This window comes from Roseomonas sp. F4 (assembly GCF_053891155.1).
Window position 1 is genome coordinate 125,463 of record NZ_JBSSHK010000005.1, and the last position, 23,497, is coordinate 148,959.

General features: G+C 71.0%; 21 protein-coding genes. 14 read left to right on the forward strand and 7 right to left on the reverse strand.

Features of this window, described 5'->3' with window-relative positions:
- From ACVFYP_RS20345 to upp, 4 genes are all read left to right on the forward strand, one after another.
- A complete protein-coding gene (locus tag ACVFYP_RS20345) occupies positions 1–1,140 on the forward strand; it encodes a flagellar motor protein MotA (protein WP_499202048.1) in 1,140 nt (379 codons plus the stop codon).
- Between the two features lie 447 nt (positions 1,141–1,587).
- Positions 1,588–4,185 (forward strand): peptidoglycan -binding protein, encoded by a 2,598-nt coding sequence (locus ACVFYP_RS20350; RefSeq protein ID WP_499202049.1) that lies wholly within the window; start codon positions 1,588–1,590, stop codon positions 4,183–4,185.
- Positions 4,182–4,886 (forward strand): MOSC domain-containing protein, encoded by a 705-nt coding sequence (locus ACVFYP_RS20355; RefSeq protein WP_499202050.1) that lies wholly within the window; start codon positions 4,182–4,184, stop codon positions 4,884–4,886. Before ACVFYP_RS20350 ends, ACVFYP_RS20355 begins: the two co-directional genes overlap by 4 nt.
- Before the next feature lie 88 nt (positions 4,887–4,974).
- Complete coding sequence (gene upp / locus ACVFYP_RS20360) at positions 4,975–5,601, forward strand: uracil phosphoribosyltransferase (protein WP_499202051.1); 627 nt, start codon at positions 4,975–4,977, stop codon at positions 5,599–5,601.
- Positions 5,602–5,604: 3 nt separating this feature from the next.
- Here the strand turns inward: upp and ACVFYP_RS20365 are convergent, their stop codons facing one another.
- Positions 5,605–5,940, reverse strand: a complete 336-nt coding sequence (locus tag ACVFYP_RS20365) for a DUF1491 family protein (RefSeq protein WP_499202052.1) — start codon at positions 5,938–5,940, stop codon at positions 5,605–5,607.
- 105 nt (positions 5,941–6,045) lie between these two features.
- Between ACVFYP_RS20365 and ACVFYP_RS20370 the strand changes: the two genes are divergently transcribed.
- Positions 6,046–6,300 (forward strand): hypothetical protein, encoded by a 255-nt coding sequence (locus ACVFYP_RS20370; RefSeq protein ID WP_499202053.1) that lies wholly within the window; start codon positions 6,046–6,048, stop codon positions 6,298–6,300.
- A 3-nt stretch (positions 6,301–6,303) separates the two neighbouring features.
- Here the strand turns inward: ACVFYP_RS20370 and ACVFYP_RS20375 are convergent, their stop codons facing one another.
- Positions 6,304–6,894, reverse strand: a complete 591-nt coding sequence (locus tag ACVFYP_RS20375; protein ID WP_499202054.1) for a cytochrome b — start codon at positions 6,892–6,894, stop codon at positions 6,304–6,306.
- A gap of 51 nt (positions 6,895–6,945) precedes the next feature.
- Here ACVFYP_RS20375 and ACVFYP_RS20380 point away from each other — a divergent pair, with 51 nt between their 5' ends.
- A complete protein-coding gene (locus ACVFYP_RS20380) occupies positions 6,946–7,896 on the forward strand; it encodes a hypothetical protein (RefSeq protein ID WP_499202055.1) in 951 nt (316 codons plus the stop codon).
- Between the two features lie 20 nt (positions 7,897–7,916).
- Here ACVFYP_RS20380 and ACVFYP_RS20385 read toward each other — a convergent pair whose 3' ends face one another.
- Together ACVFYP_RS20385 and ACVFYP_RS20390 are read right to left on the reverse strand one after the other, a co-directional pair.
- Positions 7,917–8,900 (reverse strand): ketopantoate reductase family protein, encoded by a 984-nt coding sequence (locus ACVFYP_RS20385; protein WP_499202056.1) that lies wholly within the window; start codon positions 8,898–8,900, stop codon positions 7,917–7,919.
- The gene (locus ACVFYP_RS20390; protein WP_499202057.1) at positions 8,897–10,075 is read right to left on the reverse strand and encodes a M20 metallopeptidase family protein; all 1,179 of its coding nucleotides are present in this window, start codon (positions 10,073–10,075) and stop codon (positions 8,897–8,899) included. Before ACVFYP_RS20390 ends, ACVFYP_RS20385 begins: the two co-directional genes overlap by 4 nt.
- Positions 10,076–10,201: 126 nt before the next feature.
- Between ACVFYP_RS20390 and ACVFYP_RS20395 the strand changes: the two genes are divergently transcribed.
- From ACVFYP_RS20395 to ACVFYP_RS20420, 6 genes are all read left to right on the forward strand, one after another.
- Positions 10,202–11,191 (forward strand): Bug family tripartite tricarboxylate transporter substrate binding protein, encoded by a 990-nt coding sequence (locus tag ACVFYP_RS20395; protein WP_499202058.1) that lies wholly within the window; start codon positions 10,202–10,204, stop codon positions 11,189–11,191.
- 200 nt (positions 11,192–11,391) lie between these two features.
- A complete protein-coding gene (locus ACVFYP_RS20400) occupies positions 11,392–11,844 on the forward strand; it encodes a tripartite tricarboxylate transporter TctB family protein (RefSeq protein WP_499202059.1) in 453 nt (150 codons plus the stop codon).
- A gap of 13 nt (positions 11,845–11,857) precedes the next feature.
- The gene (locus tag ACVFYP_RS20405) at positions 11,858–13,366 is read left to right on the forward strand and encodes a tripartite tricarboxylate transporter permease (RefSeq protein ID WP_499202060.1); all 1,509 of its coding nucleotides are present in this window, start codon (positions 11,858–11,860) and stop codon (positions 13,364–13,366) included.
- A 116-nt stretch (positions 13,367–13,482) separates the two neighbouring features.
- Positions 13,483–14,235, forward strand: coding sequence for an SDR family NAD(P)-dependent oxidoreductase (locus ACVFYP_RS20410; RefSeq protein WP_499202061.1), 753 nt, complete (start codon positions 13,483–13,485; stop codon positions 14,233–14,235).
- A gap of 50 nt (positions 14,236–14,285) precedes the next feature.
- A complete protein-coding gene (locus tag ACVFYP_RS20415) occupies positions 14,286–14,783 on the forward strand; it encodes a DUF1003 domain-containing protein (RefSeq protein WP_499202062.1) in 498 nt (165 codons plus the stop codon).
- Positions 14,780–14,938 (forward strand): hypothetical protein, encoded by a 159-nt coding sequence (locus tag ACVFYP_RS20420; RefSeq protein ID WP_499202063.1) that lies wholly within the window; start codon positions 14,780–14,782, stop codon positions 14,936–14,938. The genes ACVFYP_RS20415 and ACVFYP_RS20420 overlap by 4 nt, the downstream gene beginning before the upstream one ends.
- 4 nt (positions 14,939–14,942) lie before the next feature.
- Here the strand turns inward: ACVFYP_RS20420 and ACVFYP_RS20425 are convergent, their stop codons facing one another.
- The 3 genes from ACVFYP_RS20425 to ACVFYP_RS20435 form a co-directional block, all read right to left on the reverse strand.
- A complete protein-coding gene (locus tag ACVFYP_RS20425; RefSeq protein ID WP_499202064.1) occupies positions 14,943–15,539 on the reverse strand; it encodes a LysE family translocator in 597 nt (198 codons plus the stop codon).
- Between the two features lie 68 nt (positions 15,540–15,607).
- Positions 15,608–16,255 (reverse strand): winged helix-turn-helix transcriptional regulator, encoded by a 648-nt coding sequence (locus ACVFYP_RS20430; protein ID WP_499202065.1) that lies wholly within the window; start codon positions 16,253–16,255, stop codon positions 15,608–15,610.
- 57 nt (positions 16,256–16,312) lie between these two features.
- Positions 16,313–17,251 (reverse strand): S1C family serine protease, encoded by a 939-nt coding sequence (locus ACVFYP_RS20435; RefSeq protein WP_499202066.1) that lies wholly within the window; start codon positions 17,249–17,251, stop codon positions 16,313–16,315.
- A 107-nt stretch (positions 17,252–17,358) separates the two neighbouring features.
- On the opposite strand from ACVFYP_RS20435, the gene ACVFYP_RS20440 reads away from it, so the two are divergent.
- A complete protein-coding gene (locus tag ACVFYP_RS20440; RefSeq protein ID WP_499202067.1) occupies positions 17,359–18,930 on the forward strand; it encodes a Na+/H+ antiporter in 1,572 nt (523 codons plus the stop codon).
- Positions 18,927–23,438, forward strand: a complete 4,512-nt coding sequence (locus tag ACVFYP_RS20445; protein ID WP_499202068.1) for a DUF4011 domain-containing protein — start codon at positions 18,927–18,929, stop codon at positions 23,436–23,438. The genes ACVFYP_RS20440 and ACVFYP_RS20445 overlap by 4 nt, the downstream gene beginning before the upstream one ends.
- Positions 23,439–23,497 lie beyond the last annotated feature (59 nt).

Genomic DNA, 23,497 nt, shown 5'->3' on the forward strand with positions numbered 1-23,497 from the left:
ATGACCAACCCCACCGTCTTCCTCTGGCGCATGCTCGCCTTCCTCGCCGCGGTCGCGGTGCTGGTCGGACTGCTGGCCGGCGAACTCACCACCGCTTTCGCCGCCAACCCCATGCTGAACGGCGTGATCGCCCTGGTGCTGCTGCTCGGCATCGCCTGGAACATCCGCCAGGTGTTGGTGCTGACCGCCGAAGTCGAATGGCTGGAAGCCTTCCGCAACCCCACCCCCGGCGCACCCGCCCGCAAAGCTCCCCGCCTGCTCGCCGCCATGGCCAGCATGCTCTCCGGCCGCCGCTCCGAGCGCCTGTCCCTCTCCGCCATGGCCATGCGCAGCGTGCTGGACGGCATCTCCTCCCGCCTCGATGAAAGCCGCGAACTGTCCCGGTATGCCACCGGCCTGCTGATCTTCCTTGGCCTGCTCGGCACCTTCTGGGGGCTGCTGATGACCATCGCCGCCGTCTCCGACGTGATCGGCGGCATGTCGGTGGGCTCGGGCGACATCAACGCGTTGTTCAACCAGCTCAAGACCGGCCTCGCCCAGCCGCTGCGGGGCATGTCGATCGCCTTCTCCTCCTCCATGCTCGGCCTCGCCGGCGCCCTGGTGCTCGGCTTCCTCGACCTCACCGCCGGGCAGGCGCAGAACCGCTTCTATTCCGAGCTCGAGGACTGGCTGGCCGGCGCCACACGCCTGTCCTCCGGCGCCCTCGGCGGCGACGGCGAAGGCTCCATGCCCGCCTACGTCCAAGCCCTGCTCGAACAATCCGCTGAAAACATGGAAGAACTCCAGCGCGCCATCGGCCGCGGGGAAGACGGCCGCGCCCAGTCCAACCAGGCGCTGATGACCCTCACCGAACGCCTCTCCATCCTCGCCGACCAAATGCGCGCCGCCCAAGTCCTGATGAGCCGCATGGCCGAAAGTCAGTCCCAGCTGGCCCCCACCCTGCAACGCATGGCCGACGCCACCAGCCAAGGCGCCCTCGACGACGCCTCCCGCAACCACATCCGCAACCAAGAACTCTACCTGGCGCGAATCCTGGAAGAAATGACCCAGGGCCGCATGCAAGCCACCACCGAAATCCGCAACGAAATCAAAATCCTCGCCCGCACCATCGCCGCCCTGGCGGAAGAACCGCCGCGATGAGGGGGGAGGGTTGCGCTGGTGATTGCCAGGGGGCTTTGCCCCCCGGCACCCCCCACCAAAGGGACAGTGGTCCCTTTGGAATCCCATCAAGGAGCAGGAGGGAGGAGGGGCACAGCGCGCGTGCTTGGCCCGTCGGTACCGCCTCGCCCCTCCTCCCTCCTGCTCCTCCATACCGGGGTTCGAAGGGTCCACTGACCCTTCGTGGGGGGAGCGCGAGGGGGGCAACGCCCCTCTCGCATCGCCCGCGCGACCTCCCCTCCTCCTCCCGGCGGATCTAGCGCCATGGCGATGGGGGGGCGCAGGCGGCGGGGTGGGGGGGAGATGAATGCGTGGCCGGGTTATGTGGATGCGTTGTCCACGTTGCTCATGGTCATTATTTTCGTCTTGTTGGTGTTTGTTTTGGGGCAGGGGTTTTTGTCGGTGGCTTTGTCCTCGCGGGACAGGGCGTTGGATCGGTTGAATCGGCAGGTCAGTGAGTTGTCGGAGTTGCTTTCCCTGGAGCGGGGGCAGGCGGAGGAGTTGCGGGGGTCGCTGGGTCGGCTGACGGAGGATTTGCGGGCGGCGATCGCGGCGCGGGATGGGGCGCTGGAGGGGTTGTCGGCGCTGCGCGAGGAGCGGGACCGGCTGTTGGGGGAGCGGGACGCGGCGCGGGGGGAGAGGTCGCGGCTTTCGGCGCGGCTGGCGGATCTGGAGGTGTCGGCGCGGGACGGCGGGGCGCGGATTGCGGAGTTGGAGGCCAGGCTGGCGGAGGCTCAGGCGCGGGCTGAGGCGGCGGGGGGTGACACGGCGCGGACGGTGCGGACGCTGACGGATGCGCAGCGGCTGCTGGCGGCGGAGCGTGCGGCGCTGGAGGCGGTGCGGCGCGATCTGGCGACGGTGCGGGGCGAGGTGCAGGTGCTGGGCCAGGAGCTGGCTGGGGAGCGTCAGGCGCTGGCGACGGTGCAGCGTGATCTGGCGGAGACTCGCGCGGCGCGGGATGCGGCCGCGCAGGAGTTGGCGACGCGGCGGCAGCAGGCGGAGGCTCTGGCGAGGGATCTGGCCGGGGAGCGTCAGGCACGCGGCGCGACGGAGCGGGAATTGGCGGAGGCCCGGGCGCTGTCGGCGGCGGAGCTGGCGGCCAGGCGCCGGGAGCTGGCGGCGCTGTCGAGCGATCTCGCGGCGACGCGTTCGGCGCTGGAGGTGGCGCGGCGCGACCTGGATGCGCAGACCCAGGCGCGCGCGGCAACGGCGCGGGAGCTGGCCGAGGTGCGGGCGCTGACCGCGCAGCAGTTGGAGGCCAGGCGGCGGGAGGCGGAGGCGCTGGCGGCGCAGCTTGCCGAGGCGCGGGCCAGCCTCGAAGGTGCGCGGCGCGATGTGGCGGCGCTGCGGGCAGAGGCGGAGCGGATGGACCAGACGGTCACCGCCGATCGCGCCACGATCCAGGCGCGGCTGTCCGACATCGCGCGGCTCACCGCGCAGATCCAGGGGCTGGAGGCGCTGCGCGAGCAGTTGGAGCGCCAGGCGGAACAGGCACTGGCCCGTGCAGGGGATGAGGCGCGGCGGCGCGCCACGGCGGAGACGGCGCGGCGGGAGGCGCTGACGATGCTGGAGCAGATGACGGGCCGCGCCACGCAGGCGGAACGCGCGCGTGACGCCGCGGCGCAGCTCGCGACCGAGTCCGGTCGGCGCGCGGCGGAGGAGGAGCGCCGGCGCGTGGCGGCGGAGGCGCAGGCCGGGGAATATGGCCGCTTGTCCGAAAGCGCCCGCGTGGAGGTTGCGCGGCTGACCCAGCAGTTGGAGACGTTGCGGGCGGAGCTTTCGCGGGTTGCCCGTGCGCTGGATGCGGCGGAGGCGTCGGAGCGGGACAAGGACGCGCAGATCGTGGCCCTCGGTCAGCGGCTGAACGTGGCGCTCGCGGCGCGGGTGGAGGAGTTGCAGCGCTACCGCTCCGACTTCTTCGGCCGTCTGCGCCAGGTGCTGGGTGACAGGCCGGAGGTGCGGATTGTCGGCGACCGCTTCGTCTTCCAGTCGGAGGTGCTGTTCCCGGTGGGCTCGGCCGATCTGTCGCAGGCCGGGCAGCAGCAGATCCGCGACCTGGGCCATGTGCTGCTGGACATCGCGCGGCAGTTCCCGGCGGATCTCGGCTGGATCCTGCGGGTGGATGGCCATGCGGATCGCAGCCCGATCCGGGCGGGCGGGCGCTTCGCGAGCAATTGGGAACTATCCTCGGCGCGGGCCATCGCGGTGGCGCGGCTGCTGATCGATGCCGGCCTGCCGTCCAACAAGGTGGCGGCGGTGGCCTTTGGCGATACCCAGCCGCTGGATGACAGCGACAGCCCGGATGCGCTGGCGCGGAACCGGCGCATCGAGTTGCGGCTGGAACCGGCGCCGACGGGTGCCGCGCCGGTGCGCCCCGCGGGTGAGTTGCGCCGCATATTGGGCGAGGTGGTGGAGGCCCAGGCCTGTGCCCGGCTGTCCGTGGCGGAGGCCGGCAATGCCGCGCGCATCACCGGCCTCGCCCGGCGCGGCACGGAGGCGTCGCTGCGCAGTGCCTTGCAGGCGCGCGGCGCGCCGGCGGCGGGGATCGATCTGCGCGGCTTCGACGGCCCCTATTGCGAGGTGATCGAGGCGCTTCGGCAGGTGCCGCCGGCGACCGGGCCTGCCTCCGCGCGCCTGGATCTGGTCGGGCGGGCGCCGCTGGTGCGTGGCACGCCGCTGCGGATCGATCTCGGAATGCCGGATTGGGGGGGTCAGGTGGCGCTGCACTACCTCTCCGGCTCGGGCAATGCCTATCGGCTGGAGCAGATGCCGGCGCAGCAGCCGGGGGCGCGGCTGCGGCTGGGCGAGCCCCGGCCAGGCTTCCCGGGCTGGCTGGTGGACGAGCCCTTCGGCACGGATGTGGTGCTGGCGGTGGTGACGGAGGGGCCGCTTTTCGCCACGCCGCGCCCCGCCTCCGAGCCCCAGCCCGCCTTCGCCGCCGCGCTTGCCGCCGCGATCGAGACGGCGCGGCGGGAAGGTCGGCGCGTGGCGGTGCAACTGCTGCCGGTGGAGACCGTGGCGCGATGACAGTGGTCGGCAAGGTCGTGGCGCTGGCGCGCTTCCCGGTGAAGTCCATGGCCGGTGAGGCGATGGAGGCGGTGGAGCTGCGCTGGACCGGCCTAGCCGGCGACCGGCAATACGCCTTCGTGCAGCAGGGCAATCACGGCCGCTTTCCCTGGCTGACCGGGCGGGAGCTGTCCGACCTGGTGCGCTACCACGCGCGCTTCACCGACCCTGCCGATCCGCGCGCCTCCCCGGTGACGGTGGAAGCGCCGGATGGGGTGAGCTTCGACCTGCGGGACCCGGCGCTGGCCGCGCGGCTCTCGGCGGAATCCGGCAAGGCCTCGGCGCTGATCCAGATCGGGCGCGGCATCTTCGATTCCATGCCGGTCTCGGTGATCACCACGGAAAGCCTGGCGCGGCTGGAGGCGGCGCATGGATCGGCGCTGGACCCACGGCGCTTCCGCATCAATATCCTGATCGAAAGCGACCAGCCGGAGAGCGCCTGGGCCGGACGGCGCCTGGGCTTTGGCGACGGCACCGAATTGCTGGTGAACGACCCGATCCCGCGCTGCGCCATGGTGACCATCTGCCCAGACAGCGCCCGGCGCGATCCGTCCGTGTTGCGCACCGTGGCGCAGCGCTTCGACAATCACCTCGGCCATTATGCCGCCGCCGCGCGCCTCGGGATGATCCGCCCGGGCGATACGGTGCGGCTGCTGGACTGAACGGTTTGTTTAAACGCATGATTCAGACCTCCGGTGCGTTCGCACCTGCGGTCATCAGGCTTTGACCCCTGCCCCGGATGTCGCCCCCATGTTGCATGTCGTCGACCATGTGCTGCTCGCCCACCGGCTGGCGGAGCTGCGCGATGCCGCCACCTCCTCCGCCCGCTTCCGCCGGTTGCTGGCCGAGATCGGCGCGATCCTGACGCTGGAGGCGACACGCGGCCTGCCGGAACGCGTGACGCGCATCACCACCCCGCTGACGGAGATGGACCACCGGATGCTGGCCGCGCCCGAGCCGGTGCTGGTCGCCGTGCTGCGCGCCGGGCTGGGGCTGATGGAAGGCGGCATGCAGATACTGCCGGAAGCGCCAGTCGGCCATGTCGGGCTGGTGCGGGACGAGCACACGCTGAAGCCCAGCCAGTACATGCTGCGCATGCCGCCGGAGGTGAAAAGCCGCGGCGCCATCCTGTTCGACCCGATGCTGGCCACCGGCGGCAGCGCCGTGGCGGCGGTGCAGCGGGTGAAGGAGGCCGGCGCGCCGCATCTGCGCTTCATCTGCGTGGTGGCGGCGCCGGAAGGCGTGGCGCGGCTGACCGAGGCGCATCCCGACGTGCCGATCTACACCGCCGCGCTGGACGAGAAGCTGGACCATCGCGGCTTCATCGTGCCGGGCCTCGGCGATGCCGGCGATCGCTGCTTTGGGACGGTGGAGTAGCCGCTACAGGATCCGCGCCTCGAAGGGCGTCTTGAGGTCGGGCGAATCGAATTCCACCACCCAGAGATCCGGGTCGCGCTTCACTTGGCGCTCAATATAGGAATCGGCGGTCTGCTGGTCCACCGGCGCATCCCCGGTGCCGCGCATCCAGGCGGCACGGCCTTCCGCGTCCCGCACCTGGGTCAGCACCACCAGCTGGTCCCGTGCCTTCAGCAGCACGCAGAGAATGCCGCCGCTATCCGGGTCGCCCTTGCGCAGCACCGCGCCGGACCGCCCGGCAATGTCGGAAAGCCGCAGCGCCATCGACACCCAGATGCCGGCCTTGATCTTAGGATCCATGGCCGCAATGTCGGCGTCGCACGAGGCGGGCGCAAGCCCGGCGTATCCCACCTTGCGAAGCCGCCGCCGCCGCGCCATTCACCCCAGGAATGGAGAGATCGCGCCATGGCGAAGACCCCGGATAAGATTCAGGCGAAGCCCGCCGCCGCGCCCCTGACCGAGGGCCAGCGTGCCTATGAGGCAAAGCGCGCCGCCAAGGCCGGGCTGAGCCTGGAGAAGTGGCTGGCGGAGAAGGAGCGTCTGCGACGCGCCGATGAGGTTGCGGCGGCCAAGCAGGCCGCCGAGGCGGTGAAGCAGGCGCCGGCAGCGAAGGGCTGGCTCGGCCGCCTGCTGGACCGGGCGCACAAGCCGATCAAGTAGGCCCTACAGCATCCGCAGCAGGGTGCCGTCGCGGCGAATCGCATGGTGGTAGATGGCGCCGCCGATATGGGCGGCGAGCAGGAAGGGGAAGGCCCAGCCGATCAGGCTGTGCATCCAGTGCAGCACCCCGGCCAGGCCGGGCGCGGCCTCCATGAATTTCGGCAGGTCGATGAAGCCGAGGAAGGCCGTCGCGCCCTGCAAGGGAAAGCCATAGGCATTGGTGGTGAGGAAGCCGAGCAGCGGCTGCACCACCAAGGCCGCATAGAGCGCATGATGCACCGCTGCCGCGACCCTGCGCTGACTTTCGGGAATATGCGCCGGCAAGGCGGGCGGCCTGCTGATGCCGCGAAAGGCCAGCCGCGCCAGGGCCAGCGCCAGGATCAGCAGGCCCAGGCTTTCATGCAGCGCATAGAAGGGCATCTTGGCATCATCCTTCATGAATCGGATGACCAGCCCGGTGGCGAGCGCGGTGAATAGCAGCGGCACGGTCAGCCAGTGGAACCACTTGGCCAGCGATGCATATTGCCCATCCGGATGCCGCGCATCCTGGCCCTTGAGAGGCTCCTGCGACGACAATCCCGTGGCCAGATCCATGCGGCGAAGCCTCCCCTTTGGCGGACAGTATGACATGAGACCGCCGGCGGAATGGAAGTGAAACCGGGCGGCATGATCGCGCTGCATGCGGATTGGAGCCTGGCGTCGGCCAAGCGCTGGATGGCGCGGGCGGAGCGCCAGGGCAACCGCTGGCTGGCGCAGGCGCCGCGCCTGGTTGGCGATGTCACGGCGTTGCTGCCGGGGCTGCTGGCGGAGGGACGGCCGGTGGCGCTGGGCCTGGACCTGCCGCTCGGCGTGCCGCGGGACTGGGCGATGGCGCGGCCGGAGCCTGACTTTCCGGCCTTCCTGGCCGGGCTGGTCGACGATCCCGGCTTCTTCCGGGTGGCAGCGACGCTGGAGGCGGTATCCGCCGCGCAGCCCTTCTACCCGGCGCGCGGCATCAAGGGCATGACGCGGGCGGCGCATGCGGCCGCGCTGGGGTTGGCCGGGCCGTCCTCCCTGTCCCGGCTGTGCGACAGGGCGACGGCGCTGCGCCCGGCCGGCGCGCCGGTGTTCTGGACGCTGGGCGCCAACCAGTCCGGCAAGGCCGCCATCGCCGCCTGGCGAGACTGGATCGCGCCCGCCTTGGCCGCTGGCGCACCCATTTCGCTCTGGCCCTTCGCCGGCCCCCTGCATGGTCTGCTCGCCCCGGGCCGCGTCGCCCTGGCCGAGGTCTATCCGGCGGAGGCGCTGCGCCAACTCGGGCTGAAGCTGATCGGCAGCAAGCGGATGCAGGGACCACGCCGCGCGCTGGCGGAGACGTTGCGCGCGGCCATGGCAAGGCTGCGTGTGGACCCCACCCTTGCCCTCTCAGCCATCATCGCCGAGGGCTTCGGCGCCGATGCGGCCGGGGAGGACCGGATGGACTGCGTGCTCGGCCTGCTCGCGCTGATCGCGGTGCTGGATGGCGCGCAGCCGGACCACATTCCCGACGACCCTTGGATCCGCCGCTGGGAAGGCTGGGTGCTGGGTCAGACGGAGATGCCGCGAAGCGCCGCGTGATTGGGCAGGAAGGCCCCCCCCTACGCGATCTCGGGATAGAGCCCCGCGGCGCGCGCCGTCTGCTTCGCCAGCGCCACCAGTAGGTCCAGCTGCGGTGTCGGCGTGCCGGTCAGCCGCGCCAGATGCAGCGGCATGGCAAACAGCCCGTCGATCTCCATCGGCCGGCCCAGTTCCAGATCCTGCAGGATGGAGGGCTTGTGCATCATGTTGGATTTCGACACGCGCTCGATATGCTGATCCGGCAGCACGACGCCCAGCGCCGCGGCGATTGCCTGCGCCTCCATCGCGCTGCGCCGCCCGGCCTCCCGCAGCAGCGGGTCGGCGAAGGTGTCGCGCACGCCACGGCGCGACAGCACGCAGAGCGGACCATTGGCGAGATTGCCGAGCAGCTTGGCCCAGACCTCGAAGCGGATATCGGGCGTCACCGGGCTCGGCATGCCGCCCGCCTCCAGCGCGGCGGAGATCGCCTTGGCGCGGTCGGAGATTCGACCATCGGGCTCGCCGAGAATGACGCGGATATTGCCGTGCTCGGAATGCACCACGCCGGGCGCGATCACCTCGCTGGCCGAATAGACCACGCCCCCGATGGTGCGCTTCAGGCCGATGGCGGATTCCAGCGCGCCGCCAGGATCGACGGCGGGCAGCCGCATGTCACGATGCGGTCCCTCCTGACCCATGAAGTACCACCAGGGAATGCCGTTCATGACGAAGGCCACAGCGGTATCCGGACCGAGCAAGGGCGCGATGCCGGATGCGACATCGGGCAGCGCCGGCGCCTTCACCGTGACGATCACCGCATCCTGCGGACCCAGTTCGCGCGGATCGGTACTCGCCTTGGGGCGGCTGTGATGCGTGCCGTCATGCGCCTGTACCGTCAGCCCATTGGCCTGGATCGCGGCGAGATGCGCGCCGCGCGCAACGATCGAAACCTCCGCGCCGCCGCGCGCGAGCCGGCCCGCGAGATGTCCGCCGATCGCACCGGCGCCATAGACGCAAATCTTCATGCCAGGATCTCCAGCGCGGCACGGCTCAGCGCCTGCACGCCATTCTCGATACAGGCTTCGTCCGGCTGATAGAAGGCGTTGTGCAGCCGGTCGTCACGCCCCGGCGCGCCACTGCCGATGCGCAGATGGAAGGCAGGCGCGCGGGCGGCGAATTCCGAGAAATCCTCCGAGCCCATCGAGGCCTCGCCCTCATCCAGCACGCCATCACCGAACTGCGCGCGCACCGCCGCCAGCACCGGCGCCTGCACGCGCGTGTCGTTCACCAGCGGCGGCACCATGCGTTGATAGTCCAGCGCGCAGTCCACGCGCATCGCAACCGCGAGGCCTTCCGCCAGGCGACGGATCGCAGCCTCCGCCGTGTTGCGCGCGGCCTCATGCAGCGTGCGCACCGTGCCCTTCAGATGCACGCGCTCGGGGATGATGTTGTAGGTAGTGCCGCCGTTAAAGGCGCCGATGGTGACGACGGCCGGATGCAGCGGCTTCACCTCCCGGCTCACCACCGTCTGCACCTGCGCGACAAAGGCGCTGGCGGCGACGATGGGATCGATGGCGGCGTAGGGATGCGCCGCATGGCCCGACTTGCCGCGCACCACAAGATCGAAACGATCGGAGGCGGCGAGGCAGGCGCCGGGGGCGAAGCCGAAGCGGCCGACCGGCAGGTCCGGCTGGTTGTGGAAGCCAAGCGCGATGTCGATACCCTCCGCAGCGCCATCCGCGATCATCGCGGCGGCGCCCTGCAGCACCTCCTCCGCCGGCTGAAACAGCAGCACGATGCGGCCGGCCAGCATCGGCGCGAGATCCTTCAATAGCGAAGCAACGCCAAGCAACGTCGCGGTGTGGATGTCATGACCGCAGGCATGCATCTTCCCTGCGTTCCGACTGGCGAAATCGAGCCCCGTCTCCTCCTGGATCGGCAGCGCGTCCATATCGGCGCGGATCGCCAGGGTGGGGCCCGGACGGCCACCTTCGATGGTGCCGATCACGCCGGTGCCGCCGACGCCGGTGCGATGCACAATGCCGAGGCGCGCGAGCTCAGCCGCGACGATACCCGCGGTGCGTGTCTCTTCGAAGGCGAGTTCGGGATGGGCGTGGATGTCGCGGCGGATGGCGACGAGGCCCGGCGCGATGCCGGCGGCGTACTCCCGAATTCGCCGTTCCGGATCATTGATGCGCATCGACCGTCACTCCACGCAATTTCATGGCCTCAGCCTAGGTGAAGATGTGGTCATCAGAAAGTGTCCGGCTTGCAGCGCGGGAAAGCTACGTGCATTAGGCAGCCCAAGAGCAGGTGAGGGACTTCCATGACAGACCGATTGACGCGCCGGGCGCTGGCCGGTGGCGCGTTCGCCACGGGGGCAGCGCTGCTGGTCGCGCCGAGGTCTGCGCGGGCGCAAACCTGGCCATCCGGCCCGATCCGCCTGGTGGTGCCCTTCGCCCCCGGCGGCAGCACGGATCTGACAGCGCGGCTGGTGGCGGACGGACTGGCGCAGCGGCTCGGCGTGCCGGTGGTGGTTGAGAACCGGCCGGGCGCCGGCGCCACCACGGGCAGCCAGATGGTCGCCGATGCGGCGCCGGACGGGCAGACGCTGGTGATGAGCAACATCGCCAGCCATGCGATCAGCCCGGCGCTGTATTCGAACCTGCGCTACAATGCGGTGACCTCCTTCACCCATATCGCCATGGTCATCACCAACCCCTCCGTCTGGGTCGTGAACCCGCGCAGCGAAATCGCCAACCTGGCCGATCTCGTGCGGGCGGCGAAGGCACGGCGCGGCGGGCTGGACATGGCCTCCTCCGGCGCCGGCTCCTCGAACCATCTGATGCTGGTGCGCTTCTGCGAACTGGCCGGCATCGAGCACACCCACATCCCCTTCCGTGGCGCCGGTCCGGCGATGACGGCGGTGATCGCCGGCCAGGTGCCGATGATGTCGGACAGCCTGCCCTCGGCCGCCGGCCATATGCGCCAGGGCAGCGTGCGCGCCATCGCCATCTCCAGCGCGGAGCGGCACCCATCCTTCCCGGATGTGCCGACCTTCCGGGAGCAGGGCTTCGACCTGTCCAGCACCTCCTGGTTCGCGCTGTCCGGTCCGGCCGGCATGCAGCCGGCGGTGGTGCAGCGGCTGCACCGGGAGATCATGGCGGTGATCGCCACCCCGGAAAGCCGGCAGCGATTCGCCGAGTTGGGCGGCACGCCGGGCGACATGTCGTCGGCGGAGTTCACCGCTTTCGTGGCGTCGGAAGTGGCACGCTGGGCGCCCGTGGTGCGGGCATCCGGTGCGACCATTGATTAATTAACGACTTGTAATCTGCAAGTCGAATGTCCGGACATGTCTTGGTTGGCGAGCGCGTCCCGGATGATTAGTGTCCCTCGCGACTTGGCCGCCGGCGAAATCCGGTGGTTCGTCGTGTGGGGAGTGACGGTGGTGGGTGGCCACGCCGTTATGGTGTCAAGGACTTGTCCCCGCGGCGGGGCGGGCAAAACGAGGTGCGGATGAAGATCAACGCGAAAGACCTGACGGCGGGGTTGCTACTCCTCGCCTTCGCTGTAGCGGGGCTGTGGCTCAACATGGACCACACGCTGGGCACGGCGCGCCGCATGGGCCCGGGCTACATGCCGATGCTGTCCCTGGGGCTGCTGTTTGGGCTCAGTGTGCTCATCTCGGTCATGGCGCTGTTCAACGGGCCGGATCCCCTGGAACGATGGGCGTGGCGTGAACTGTTCCTGATCCTGGCAGCGATCTGCGTGTTCGGTCTGATCCTGGAGAAGGCCGGTCTGATTTTGACGCTGGCCGTGACCATCGGCATCTCCACGCTGGCCGACCGAACGCACAAGCCCTTGGGCGTGCTGGGTCTGGTGGCCTTCCTCGTGGCGCTGTGCTGGCTGGTGTTCATCTACTGGCTCGACATCCGCATTCCGGTCTGGCCGACCTACTTCTCGCCCTGAGGGATAACGATCCATGGAAACCCTTTTCTCGAACCTCGCCCTCGGGTTCAGCGTCGCCTTCAGCTTCGAAAACCTGATTTTCGCGCTGCTGGGCGCCTTCATCGGCACGGCCATTGGCGTGCTGCCGGGCATCGGCCCGGTGGCGACCATCTCCCTGCTGCTGCCGATCACCTTCGGCATGTCGCCGACCACCGCCATCATCATGCTCGCCGGCATCTATTACGGCGCGCAGTACGGCGGCTCGACCACGGCGATCCTGCTGAACCTGCCAGGTGAAGTCAGTTCGGTCGTCACCGTCATCGAAGGCTACAAGATGGCGCGTAACGGCCGCGCCGGTGCGGCGCTGGCCACCGCGGCGCTGGGCAGCTTCTTCGCCGGCTCGGTCGCCACCATCGTCGTCGCGGCCTCCGGCCCGCTGCTGACCTCGGTCGCGCTGTCCTTCGGCCCGGCCGACTACTTCTCCCTCATGTTCCTCGGCCTGGTGATCTCCGCCGTTCTGGCGCAGGGCTCCATCGTCAAGGGCATCGGCATGGTGGTGCTGGGCGTGGCGCTCGGCCTGGTCGGCACGGACGTGCAGACCGGCCAGCAGCGCTTCACCTTCGGCGTGCCGGAACTCTCCGACGGCGTCGGCTTCGTCGCCATCGCCATGGGCATGTTCGGCATCGCCGAGATCATCCTGAACCTGGAGCGTCCGGAATCCCGCAACGTGCTGACCCACAAGGTCGGCAGCCTGTTCCTGACGCGTGAGGAATTCCGCCGTGCGGTCCCCTCCGTGCTGCGCGGCACTGTGCTCGGCACCGTGCTCGGCATCCTGCCGGGTGGTGGCGCCTCCCTCGCCTCCTTCGGCTCCTACATGCTGGAGCGGAAGGTCTCGAAGTATCGCCACCAGTTCGGCACCGGCGCCATCGAGGGCGTGGCCGGTCCGGAAGCGGCCAACAACGCCTCCGCCCAGTCCAGCTTCATCCCGCTGCTGACGCTGGGCATCCCGGCCAATGCCGTGATGGCGCTGATGGTCGGCGCGCTGATCATCCAGGGCATCCAGCCCGGCCCGCGCATGGTGGAAGCTCAGCCCGACCTGTTCTGGGGCCTGATCTGCTCCATGTGGGTTGGCAACCTGATGCTGCTGGTCATCAACCTGCCGATGATCGGCATGTGGGTGAAGCTCCTGGAAGTGCCGTATCGCCACCTGTATCCGGCGATCATGGTGTTCTGCGCCATCGGCATCTACTCCATCAACAACAACGTCTTCGACGTGTACTTGATGGTTCTGTTCGGCATCTTCGGCTACCTCTGCTCCAAGCTGAAGCTGGAAGGCGCCCCGCTGCTGATCGGCTTCGTGCTCGGCCCGATGATGGAAGAACATCTGCGCCGCGCCATGCTGCTGTCCCGCGGCGACGTGATGGTGTTCCTGGAGCGGCCGATCTCCGCCTCCATGCTCGCCATCGCCGCGATCGCCCTGCTGGCGATGCTGCTGCCGAACCTGCGCTCCGGCAAGGAAAAGGCCATGGCTGAAGGCGGCTGACGCCGCCTCGGCTTAGCTCAAAGCCAACCAGGAAGGGGCCGCTCCGCAAGGGGCGGCCCCTTTCGTTTGCGCGGCAGCCGGCGCAGTTTGCGCGCCGCAATCACGGAGCCAACGGCATGGACCTGCAACTCACGGGCAAGGTCGCCCTCGTCACCGGCGCCTCCGCCGGCCTCGGCCGCAGCATCGCCCGGCTGCTGGCGGAGGAAGGCTGCCGCCTGGCGCTGCTCGCCCGCCGCATGGATCGGCTGGAGGCCTTCGCCGACACCCTGCCCGCCAGCGCCGAGCCCCTGCTGCTGGCCGAGGACATCACCGATCCCACCGCCGCGGAGCGCACGCGCGACGCCGTGCTGGCCCGCTTCGGCCGCTGCGACATTCTGGTGAACAATGCCGGCGGCAGCCGCCCGCAGGCGGATCTGGGGCCGGAGGCGGTCTGGCAGGAATCGATGGAACTGAACTTCCACGCCGGCCGCCGCATGGCCCATGCGCTGATCCCCGCCATGCAGGCCCAGAAATACGGCCGCATCGTCAACATCACCGGCAGCGACGAGCCGCATATCATCAACGCCGCCAATGCCCCCAACGGCGCGGTCCACATCTGGGCCAAGGCGCTGTCCCGCCAGCTCGGCCGGGATGGGATCACGGTGAATTCGGTGCCACCTGGCCGGCTGCGCTCCGAGCAGATCGACGCCCGCATCCTGACCAGCGAGGAAGCCCGCCAGGACTGGGCCGCGAAGGAAGTGCCGGTCGGCTTCATTGGCGAGCCGGATGACCTCGGCGTGCTGGTCGTGTTCCTCTGCTCCCCCCGCGCCCGCTACATCACCGGCCAGGTGGTGCATGTGGATGGCGGCACGACGCGGTTCAGCCACTGACCCGCGCGGCACCAAGGGTATAGGCTGGCGATCCTCGCAGGACTTTGAGAATGGCCGAATCCCATCCCACCCATCTGCGCCGGACAATTGCCCGCGCCAAGCAGCGGCGCGCGAAGGTCGCGCTGCCGCGCGCGCTTTCCCTGCCCGACCGGCTGGCCGATGCCGTGGCGACCCTGGTCGGGTCCTGGCGCTTCATCCTGATCCAGTCGGCGCTGCTCGGCACCTGGATCGTGGCCAATGCGGTGATCGGCAGCGAGGCCTGGGACCCCTACCCCTTCATCCTGCTGAACCTCGTCCTGTCCTTCCAGGCCGCCTACACCGCGCCCATCATCATGATGAGCCAGAACCGCCAGTCGGAGCTGGATCGCGACCGCTCCGTCGCCGACTATCAGGTCAATCTGCGGGCGGAGGCGGACATCACCCTGCTGCACGAGAAGATCGACCTGTTGCGGGAGCGTCAGCTCACCGAGATCACCGACATGCTGCGCCGTGCCCTCGACCGGATCGAGGTGCTGGAGGCCCGCCAAGGCAAGGGAGACGCGACATGAGCCTGCTGCTGCGCGGATTGCTGATCGCGGCCGGCGCCATCACCGCGCTGTTCGTGGCACGGGATGCGCCGAACTTCGCGGTGGTGGAAGGCATGGTCGCCGTCCTCATCATCGCCGTCATCGTGCTGGTGCTGGCGCTGACGCGGAAGCGGTAAGGCCTCACCAGACCAGCGGCAGCAGCGAGGCCGCCAGCAGCAGTGCCATGGCGATGTTGAAGCGCCGTAGTCGCCGGGGATCGGCCAGCAGGTCGCGCAGCGCGACCCCCATGCCGGCCCAGAGAAGCAGGCTCGGCAGCACGCCCAACGCGACCGCCAGGCTGACCACCAGCACGGAGAGCACCGGCGAATCAGGCCGTGCGTAGACCGCCATGGCGGTCATCGCGGCGAGCCAGGCCTTCGGGTTCGTCCACTGGAAGCCGGCCGATTCGAGAAAGCCGATCGGCCGCGCCGGCGCCTGCCCGGCGCCGCCCATGGCCCGCGCCGTGCCGATCCGCCAGGCCAGGCGCAGCAGCCAGGCGGCGCCGGCCAGCTTCACCGCCAGCGCCAGCGCCGGCACAGCGGCCAGCAGCAGGCCGAGCCCGGCCCCGACCCCGAGCATCACCGTGCAGAGCCCGGCGCTGACCCCCAGAAGCTGCGGCAGCGTGCGCCGAAGGCCGAAATTGGCGCCGGACGCCAGCAACAGGAAATTGCTGGGGCCCGGCCCCAGGGAACTCACCACGGCAAACAGGCCGAGCGCGAGGATGGTCTCGATGGGCATGGCGGCACCTCCGCCCGCCTGATGCCGCAGGCGCGGCCGCGCCGGGGGTCCGAAATCCGGACCGCCGGTCAGGCGGGCGCCACCTCGGCGAAGGTGTAGCGCGCGAACCATCCGGGAAAGGCGCGCGTCAGGCTGCGCGGCCCCTCCAACCCCAGCCCCATGCGCTGTGCCGCGGCGAAGCTGGCATCGCCGCGCCACCAGGCGGCCAGCGCCGTCAGCGGCCCGTGCAGGCGCAGCGGTTCGGGAAAGCCCGGATTGCGGCGGCACAGCGCCACTTCCCGCGCGCTTAGCAGCAGGAAGCGTGGTGTGTGGCCGGCAAGGTCGAAGCGCACCACCAGCGGCTGCCGTGGCAGGGCCTCCGGCCGCACGCGGCGCTGCATGTCGATCAGTACCGGCTCCAGGTCCAGATCCTCGGCCTGGATCTCCCGCACCAGCCGGCGCTGGCCCCACAGCGCCAGCGCGGTGATCACCGGCGCCAGTTCCAGGCCAGACTGGGTCAGTGCATAGCCATCCGGCTGCCGCGCGACGCAGCCCAGTGCCTGTAGCGCCTCCAGCCGCTCCGCCAGCATGGTGCGGGAAATGCGTGGGATGCCGCGGCGGATGTCGTTGAACCGCCGTGCGCCGGAGAGCAGTTCCCGCACCACCAGCAGCGTCCAGCGGCCGCCCACCGCCTCATGCGCGCGCGCGACGGCGCAGAATTGTCCATGGCCCGCCATGCCGCGCTTCTAGCATGGCCGGGCGGCAGATCCGGTCCGGAATCCGGACCGACTTGCCTAGCGCTCCGCCGGCACCACGCGCAGCCGCCGCAGGTCGCCCCGGCGCAGCACCACCGCCTCCGCCACCGTGCCCACCCTCTCGCCGGTCAGCCAGCGCAGCAGGTCGTCGACGCCCGCCACCTGCTGGCCACCGATCGAGACCAGCAGGTCGCCGCGCTCGATGCCCGCGCGATCCGCCGGGCCACCCTTCACCACATCCCCCACCAGCAGGGCCGTGGCCTGCACCAGGCCATGCGCGCGGGCGAAGCGGCGCGGCACCGTCTCCCGCTGCCCGGTCAGGCCGAGCACCGCACGCCGCACTCGGCCGAAGCGCACCAGATGGCCTAGCACCAGCTGCGCGGTATTCGCCGCCACCGCGAAGCACAGCCCCTGCGCGCCGCCGATCATCGCGGTGTTGATGCCGATGACGCGGCCCTGCGTATCGACCAGCGCGCCGCCGGAATTGCCGGGGTTTAGCGCCGCATCGGTCTGGATCAGATCCTCGATCGGCCGCCCGCCCCGCCCCGCCAGGGTCCGCCCCAGGGCGCTGACCACGCCTGCTGTGACGGTGGAGGAAAAGCCGAGCGGATTGCCGATGGCCACCGCCACCTGGCCCACGCGCAAAGCGGCGCTGTCACCCAACTCGGCGGCCGGCAGCGCGGCCGCGGATTCGGCGCGCAGCAAGGCGAGATCGGTGTCGGGATCGTCGCCCAGCAGGCGCGCCGGAAAACGCGCGCCTTCCGCGGTGGTCAGCAGGATGCGCGCGGCGCCGGCCACCACATGGCTGTTAGTCAGCACCAGCCCATCCGGTGATACGATCACACCGGACCCGCTGCCGCGCCCCGGCAATTCGACATGCACGACCGAAGGCGCGGCACGGGCCACCGCCTGGGTGACGGCGGTGGAATAGGCATCGAGAAGATCCCCGGCAGTCGCCGGGATCGGAGCATCCAGCATGGAGGAATTCCTTTCGCCCTGCCAAGATGGGAAGCCCGCGCCGGCGCCCCAAGCCCACCCCTAATTGGCCTTGCCAGCCGTCACGCTTCCCCGGATAGGCTAGACCCATGGAAATCGTGCAGGCCGTCCTGGCCCTGATCGCGGCCTGCATAGGCTTCGCACTGCTCGCGCGGCGGCTGAACCTGCCCTACGCCATCATCCTGGTGGTAGGCGGCATGGTGTTGGCCTTCGTTCCCGGCCTGCCGAGCGTGACGCTCGACCCGCAAATCGCGCTGGCCTTCTTCCTGCCGCCACTGCTGCTGGCCAGCGCCTGGCGGACCGACTGGCGGGCCTTCCGCAGCAATCTTCGCCCCATCCTGTTCCTGGCGATCGGCGCCGTGCTGTTCAGCGCCATCTGCGTCGCCGTCGTCGCCAAGCTACTGATCCCCGGCCTGCCCTGGGCCGCCGCCGTGGCGCTCGGCGCCATCGTCGCCCCGCCGGACGCGGTCGCCGCCTCCGCCATTCTCGGCCGCCTGCCCATGCCGCGCCGGCTGGTGACGGTGCTGGAAGGGGAGAGCCTGGTGAATGATGCGACGGCATTGGTGCTCTACCGCTTCGCCATCGCGGCGGTGGCCGCGGGCGGCATCGCGCTGGAGGAAGCCGCGGGCAGCTTCGTGCTGGTGGCGATCGGTGGCATCGCCATGGGCGCGGCGGTGGGCTTGCTGACGGACCGTGTCTTCCGCCGGCTGCGCGACCCGCTGCTGGAAGTCGCCGCAAGCTTCGTCGCCTGCTTCGCCAGCTTCCTGGCAGCCGATGCGCTGGGCCTGTCCGGGGTGATCGCGGTGGTGACCACGGGGCTGCTGCTCGGCCAGTTGCAGCACCGTTCCCTGACGCCGGCCAGCCGCATCGCCGCGGTCGCCGTCTGGAACTTCGTCGAATTCGTGCTGACCAGCCTGATCTTCCTGCTGGCCGGGCTGCAATTGCGCGCCATCCTGGATCGCATCGCCGAACGCGGCGTGCTGGACTTGGCAGTGCTGGCCCTGGCGCTGTCACTGGTGCTGATCCTCAGCCGCTTCCTCTGGGTCTTCCCGAGCGCGCTGGTGCCCGGTGCGCTGCCCGGGCCGGCCCCGGGGCAACGCGCGCCGCTGTCGCATCTCCTCGTCGTTTCCTGGTGCGGCATGCGCGGCGTGGTCTCGCTGGCCGCGGCGCTGGCGCTGCCGCTGGATTTCCCGGAACGCGACCTGATGGTCTTCCTCGCCTTCTGCGCCATCCTGGCGACGCTGGTGCTGCAAGGCACGACGCTGGAATGGGTGATCCGCCGCCTCGGTGTCGCGGAGGCGCGCATCGCCGGGATGAAGCCGGAGGAAGCCCAGGCGCGCCGCCATGTCGCCCGCGCCACCCTGGCCGAGATCGAGCAGCGGTCGGAGGATGTGCTGGAAGGCGCCGTGGCGCGCGACCTGCTGAGCGAGTACCAGGACAAGGCGCGTGTCTTCCAGGGCGTGGCCACCGGCAGCGGCCAAGCGGAGCTGGAGGCGCGGCTGCGCATCCGCCTCGCCGCGCTGCGTGCCGGTCGCAAGGCCCTGCTGGATCATCACGGCCAGGGCTCGCTGGGGGATATGATGCTGGCCAGCCTGGAGCATGAAATGGATCTCGAGGAACTGCGCATCCTGCGCCTGCTCGGCGCCAGCCCCGCCGCATGAGCACGGACCAGACCCTTCCGCCGCAATTGGAGGCGGCGCGGCGCGGCCTTCTCGATCTCTCCACCCGCAATCGCCTGCTGGCCCTGCCGAAGCCTGGCCGGTCGCGCGGCGTGCTGCTGCTGGATGGGGAGGAGGCGGATTTCGTCCTCGGCGCGCTGCAGGCCGGCCGCGTTTTCAGCTTCGAGGCCGCACCGGATGCGGAGCCGGCGCCGGAGGCCGCGCCACGCCGCGGCCGCCGCACGGCACGGGTGGATGGCGTGGCGACGGCCGATGCGGCGCAGGATGCCGCGGCGGCGCGGCGCGATGCGAAGCTGCGCGTGCGCCTGCCGGCGGAGGATGTGGCGCGCCGGCTGCGCGACCTGATGCAGGATGCCCGCACGGCGCGGGAGGAGACGGGCATCGCCACCCTCTCCCTCGCCCTCGGCGCGCTGGCCTGGCGCGACCCGGCGACGCCGGAGACGGAACGCCTGGCGCCGCTCGCCCTGCTGCCGGTGGTGCTGGAACGCCAGGGCGTCACCCAGGGCTTCCGGCTGCGCGCGGCCGGCGGCGAGGTGGAGGAAAACCTCTCCCTGCGCCAGAAGCTGCTGGCCGAATTCCGGGTGGAACTGCCGCCCTTCCCCGAGGAGGGTTTTGCCGTCGGCGCCTGGGCGGACCAGATCCAGGCAGCCATCGGCGAACGCGAGGGCTGGCGGTTGGAGGCCGATGCGCTGGCGCTCGGCCTGTTCTCCTTCCAGAAATTCCTGATGTGGCGGGACCTGGACCCGGCGGTGAATCCCGGCCTGCTGACCCATCCGATGATCCGTGCCCTGGTGGGCGGAGAGGCACTGGAGGCACCACCACCCTTCCCGGCCGATGCCGATGTGGATGCCGAGATTCCGGTCGAACGCCAGGACCATGTGGTGGAGATGGATGGCAGCCAGGCGCTGGCGGCGGAGGCGGTGCGCCGGGGTGGCCATATCGTTATCCAGGGGCCGCCCGGCACCGGCAAGAGCCAGACCATTGCGACGCTGATCGCCCAGGCGGTGCTGGATGGGCGCAGCGTGCTGTTCGTGGCGGAGAAGCTGGCGGCGCTGGAAGTGGTGGAACGCCGCCTCGGCCAGATCGGCCTGGGCCGCGCCTGCCTGGAACTGCATGCGGAGAAGCAATCCAAGCGCGCCGTGCTGGACGAGCTGCGCGCCACCTTCGCCGCCCCGCCGGCGCCCGCGCCGAACCGCGCCCCGGTGCTGGAACGGCTGGGCGCGCTGCGCGGCCGCCTGAACCGCCACGCCGAGGCCATGGCCCGCGAGGTCGGCGCGACGGGCCGGCCGCTGCATGCCGTGGTCGGCGCGCTCGCCGCGCGGCGCGGTGCCGGTCTTGGCGCGCCGGACATCCGGTTGCCCGCCGGGGACTGGGACGCCGCACGTCTCGCCGCCGCCAAATCCGCGGTGGCGGAGCTGGCGGCCTGCGCGGAGGCCGGCGGCCCCGCCAGCATCTGGCGCGGCATCGGGCTTGACCTTCAACCCCTGGCACAGGACCGGCTGCTGGCGCGGCTGCCGGCGCTGATCCGGGCCATGGCCGGCGGCGCCACGGCGCTCGCCCCCGCCGCGATGGTGCTGGCGGAGCCGGGGCCGGCCGGCGCGGCGCGGCTGCTGGCGCTGTCGGCCGCCATCGCCGTCGCCCCCGCGCATGATCGGGCGGCGATGGCCGACCCGGCCTGGGCCGCCGACCCCGCGCCGCTGCGCGCCTTGGCGGAGGCTGCCGCCACCCAGGCCGCCGCGCAACGCGACCCGCGCCTGAAGCCGGGCGCGCTGGCGGTGCCGGGCCTGGCGGAGGCGCGCGCCACGCTGGCGGAGGGCAGCGGCTTCTTCAGCTTCCTCTCCCCCAGCCAGCGCGCCGCCAAGGCGCTGGCCGCGCAGGTGGTGGCGGAGGGCGCGGCCGTGCTGCCGGCGCTGGAAGCCGCGATCACCGGCCAGCAGGCCGCGCAGGTTTTGGCGCAGGGAGAGGCCAGCGGCCGCGCCGCCTTCGGCCCTATCTGGGGCGACGCCCCGGCCATGGCCGCGCTGGTCGCCTGGCGCGAGGCCCATGGCGCGGAGGCGGCCGCCGCGCTCGCCGCCGGCATGCCCGTGCTGGACGCGACGGCCATCGAGGCGGCGCTGGCGGCCTGGGCAGAGCTGGGCGAGGCCACCGCGCTCGACACCGCCCAGGCCTTCGCGGTGGAGGACCCGCCGCTGACCGCCATCGCCACCCGCCTCGGCGATTGGGCGGCAGAGCCGGAGGCGCTGGGACCCTGGCTCGCCTGGCGCCGCGCCGTGGCCCTTGCGGGGGCGGATCTGGCGCCGCTGGTGGAGCGCCTGGCCGATGGGCGCCTGCCGGCCAGCGAGGCCGTCGCGACCTTCGAGGCGGCGCAGGACGAGGCGCTGCTGAAGGCGGCGATGCGCGCCACGCCGGAACTCGCCGCCTTCGACGGCCCCGGCTTCGACCGCCTGCTGTCGGACTTCGCCGTGGCCGACCGCGCCCGCATCGAGCTGGCGCGGCGCGAGGCCGCCGCCGCTCATGCGGCGCGGCTGGGCGAGGCGCGCAACCTGCCGGGCTATCGCATGCTGCTCGGCGAATTCGAGAAGAAGCGCGGCCATCTGCCGGTGCGCGAATTGTTGCTGCGCGCCGGCGGCGCGGTGCAGGCGGCCAAGCCGGTCTTCCTGATGTCGCCGCTCTCCGTCGCGCAACTGCTGGCGCCACCGCATGGGCTCAAGCCTGGGCTGAGCTTCGACCTGCTGGTCATGGACGAAGCCTCCCAGATCGAGCCCGTCGATGCGCTCGGCGCCATCGCCCGCAGCCGACAGGTGGTGGTGGTGGGCGACGACAAGCAGATGCCCCCCACCCGCTTCTTCCAGCGCATGACCTCGGAGACGGAGGAAGCGCCCGAGGAGGTCGTGGAAGACAACGTCGCGGCGCGGGAGGTGGAGAGCATTCTCGGCCTGGCCAATGCGCGCGGCGTGCCGAACATCATGCTGCGCTGGCACTATCGCAGCCGCCACGAAAGCCTGATCGCCACCAGCAATGCCGAATTCTATGGCGGGCGGCTGGTGGTGCTGCCCTCCCCGCGCGGCCGGTCTCCGGCGCTGGGCCTGTCGATGGTGCGCGTCGATGGCACTTGGCAGGCCGGCGCGGGCGTGAACCGGGCGGAGGCGCAGGCCGTCGCCGAAGCCGTGCTGCGCCATGCGAAGGAAAGCCCGGGCGAGACGCTCGGCGTCGCCGCCTTCTCCCTGCGCCAGCGTGACGCGATCCTGGATGCGGTGGAGGCGCTGCGCCGTGCGGATGATTCAGCGGAAGGCTTCTTCACCGCGCATCCGCACGAGCCCTTCTTCGTGAAGAACTTGGAGAATGTGCAGGGCGACGAGCGCGACGCGATTTTCATCAGCCTCGGCTATGCGCGCGACGCCGATCGCAAGCTGGCCATGCGCTTCGGGCCGCTCTCGGCGGAAGGCGGGGAGCGGCGGCTGAACGTGCTCATCACCCGCGCCAAAACCCGCTGCGTCGTCTTCAGCGCCCTGACCGCCGAGGATATCGACCTGGAGCGGGCCGCTGGCGCCGGCGTTGCGGCGCTCAAGACCTTCCTACGCTTCGCCGAATCGGGCGAGGACCGACGCGCGACCGGTGGCGATGCGCTGGCCCCGCTGGCACAACTGATCGCCGGCGAGATCACCTCCGTGGGGCTGGAGCCGGTGGCGCGGATTGGCAGCGCCGGCCTGTTCCTGGACGTCGCGGCGCGGCGGGACGGGGATTTCGTGCTGGGCGTGGAGGCCGATGCCGCCGACTGGGCATCGCTGCGCGGCGCGCGGGACCGCGACCATGGCCGCCCGGCCGCCCTCGGCCGCATGGGCTGGCGGCTGCACCGCGCCTGGAGCCTCGCCTGGCTGCAAAGCCCGGAAAGCGAGCGCGCCCGCCTCCGCGTGGCGCTGGGCGCCACGCCGGCGGAGGCCCCGCCTGTGGCGGCGACGCCGGACCCCGGCCTCGCCATCCCCTACGCCGAGGCGGCGCCCGAAATCCCGACCGGCGTGGCGATCCCCGACATTCCCTTCGCGCAGCTGGCGGAGATCCTGGCGGAGATCATCCGCGTCGAGCAGCCCGTGCATGGCGATGCGGTGCTGGAGCGCGTACGGCTGATCTTTGGGCGGGAGGGACTTTCGCCGGATGAGCAACGCGCCCTGCGACAGGCCCTGGTGCTGGCCAAGGGCCTGCAAGGCGTGGCGGAGGCGGGCGGCTTCTGGGTGTCGGAACAACTCGGCCCGGTGCAACCGCGCGACCGCCGCGCCGCCGCCCCGCATCTGCGCCGCGCCGCCCTGCTGCCGCCGGCGGAAGTGCGGGCGGCGGCGGAGGCGCTGCTCGCCGCCCTGCCCGGCAGCACGGAGGCGGAGGTGGTCTCCGGCGTGGTCCGCCTGCTGGGGCTGGAGGCTTCCGCCGCCCCCGCGGTCGCCGCCCGTATCGCGGGAATGGTGGGGGCCGGCAGGCTGCGGCCCGCCGGCGCCTGAAACCCGGTTGCAACCATTCCTTCTCCTGTCGCGTTCGTCCGACATCTAGGGGCCGCGCC

Coding starts and splice junctions, on each gene's coding strand:
- ACVFYP_RS20345 (WP_499202048.1), top strand. CDS start 1: ATGACCAACCCCACCGTCTTCCTCTGGCGCATGCTCGCCTTCCTCGCC.
- ACVFYP_RS20355 (WP_499202050.1), top strand. CDS start 4,182: ATGACAGTGGTCGGCAAGGTCGTGGCGCTGGCGCGCTTCCCGGTGAAG.
- upp (WP_499202051.1), top strand. CDS start 4,975: ATGTTGCATGTCGTCGACCATGTGCTGCTCGCCCACCGGCTGGCGGAG.
- ACVFYP_RS20365 (WP_499202052.1), bottom strand. CDS start 5,940: ATGGATCCTAAGATCAAGGCCGGCATCTGGGTGTCGATGGCGCTGCGG.
- ACVFYP_RS20370 (WP_499202053.1), top strand. CDS start 6,046: ATGGCGAAGACCCCGGATAAGATTCAGGCGAAGCCCGCCGCCGCGCCC.
- ACVFYP_RS20375 (WP_499202054.1), bottom strand. CDS start 6,894: ATGGATCTGGCCACGGGATTGTCGTCGCAGGAGCCTCTCAAGGGCCAG.
- ACVFYP_RS20380 (WP_499202055.1), top strand. CDS start 6,946: ATGGAAGTGAAACCGGGCGGCATGATCGCGCTGCATGCGGATTGGAGC.
- ACVFYP_RS20385 (WP_499202056.1), bottom strand. CDS start 8,900: ATGAAGATTTGCGTCTATGGCGCCGGTGCGATCGGCGGACATCTCGCG.
- ACVFYP_RS20390 (WP_499202057.1), bottom strand. CDS start 10,075: ATGCGCATCAATGATCCGGAACGGCGAATTCGGGAGTACGCCGCCGGC.
- ACVFYP_RS20395 (WP_499202058.1), top strand. CDS start 10,202: ATGACAGACCGATTGACGCGCCGGGCGCTGGCCGGTGGCGCGTTCGCC.
- ACVFYP_RS20400 (WP_499202059.1), top strand. CDS start 11,392: ATGAAGATCAACGCGAAAGACCTGACGGCGGGGTTGCTACTCCTCGCC.
- ACVFYP_RS20405 (WP_499202060.1), top strand. CDS start 11,858: ATGGAAACCCTTTTCTCGAACCTCGCCCTCGGGTTCAGCGTCGCCTTC.
- ACVFYP_RS20410 (WP_499202061.1), top strand. CDS start 13,483: ATGGACCTGCAACTCACGGGCAAGGTCGCCCTCGTCACCGGCGCCTCC.
- ACVFYP_RS20415 (WP_499202062.1), top strand. CDS start 14,286: ATGGCCGAATCCCATCCCACCCATCTGCGCCGGACAATTGCCCGCGCC.
- ACVFYP_RS20420 (WP_499202063.1), top strand. CDS start 14,780: ATGAGCCTGCTGCTGCGCGGATTGCTGATCGCGGCCGGCGCCATCACC.
- ACVFYP_RS20425 (WP_499202064.1), bottom strand. CDS start 15,539: ATGCCCATCGAGACCATCCTCGCGCTCGGCCTGTTTGCCGTGGTGAGT.
- ACVFYP_RS20430 (WP_499202065.1), bottom strand. CDS start 16,255: ATGGCGGGCCATGGACAATTCTGCGCCGTCGCGCGCGCGCATGAGGCG.
- ACVFYP_RS20435 (WP_499202066.1), bottom strand. CDS start 17,251: ATGCTGGATGCTCCGATCCCGGCGACTGCCGGGGATCTTCTCGATGCC.
- ACVFYP_RS20440 (WP_499202067.1), top strand. CDS start 17,359: ATGGAAATCGTGCAGGCCGTCCTGGCCCTGATCGCGGCCTGCATAGGC.
- ACVFYP_RS20445 (WP_499202068.1), top strand. CDS start 18,927: ATGAGCACGGACCAGACCCTTCCGCCGCAATTGGAGGCGGCGCGGCGC.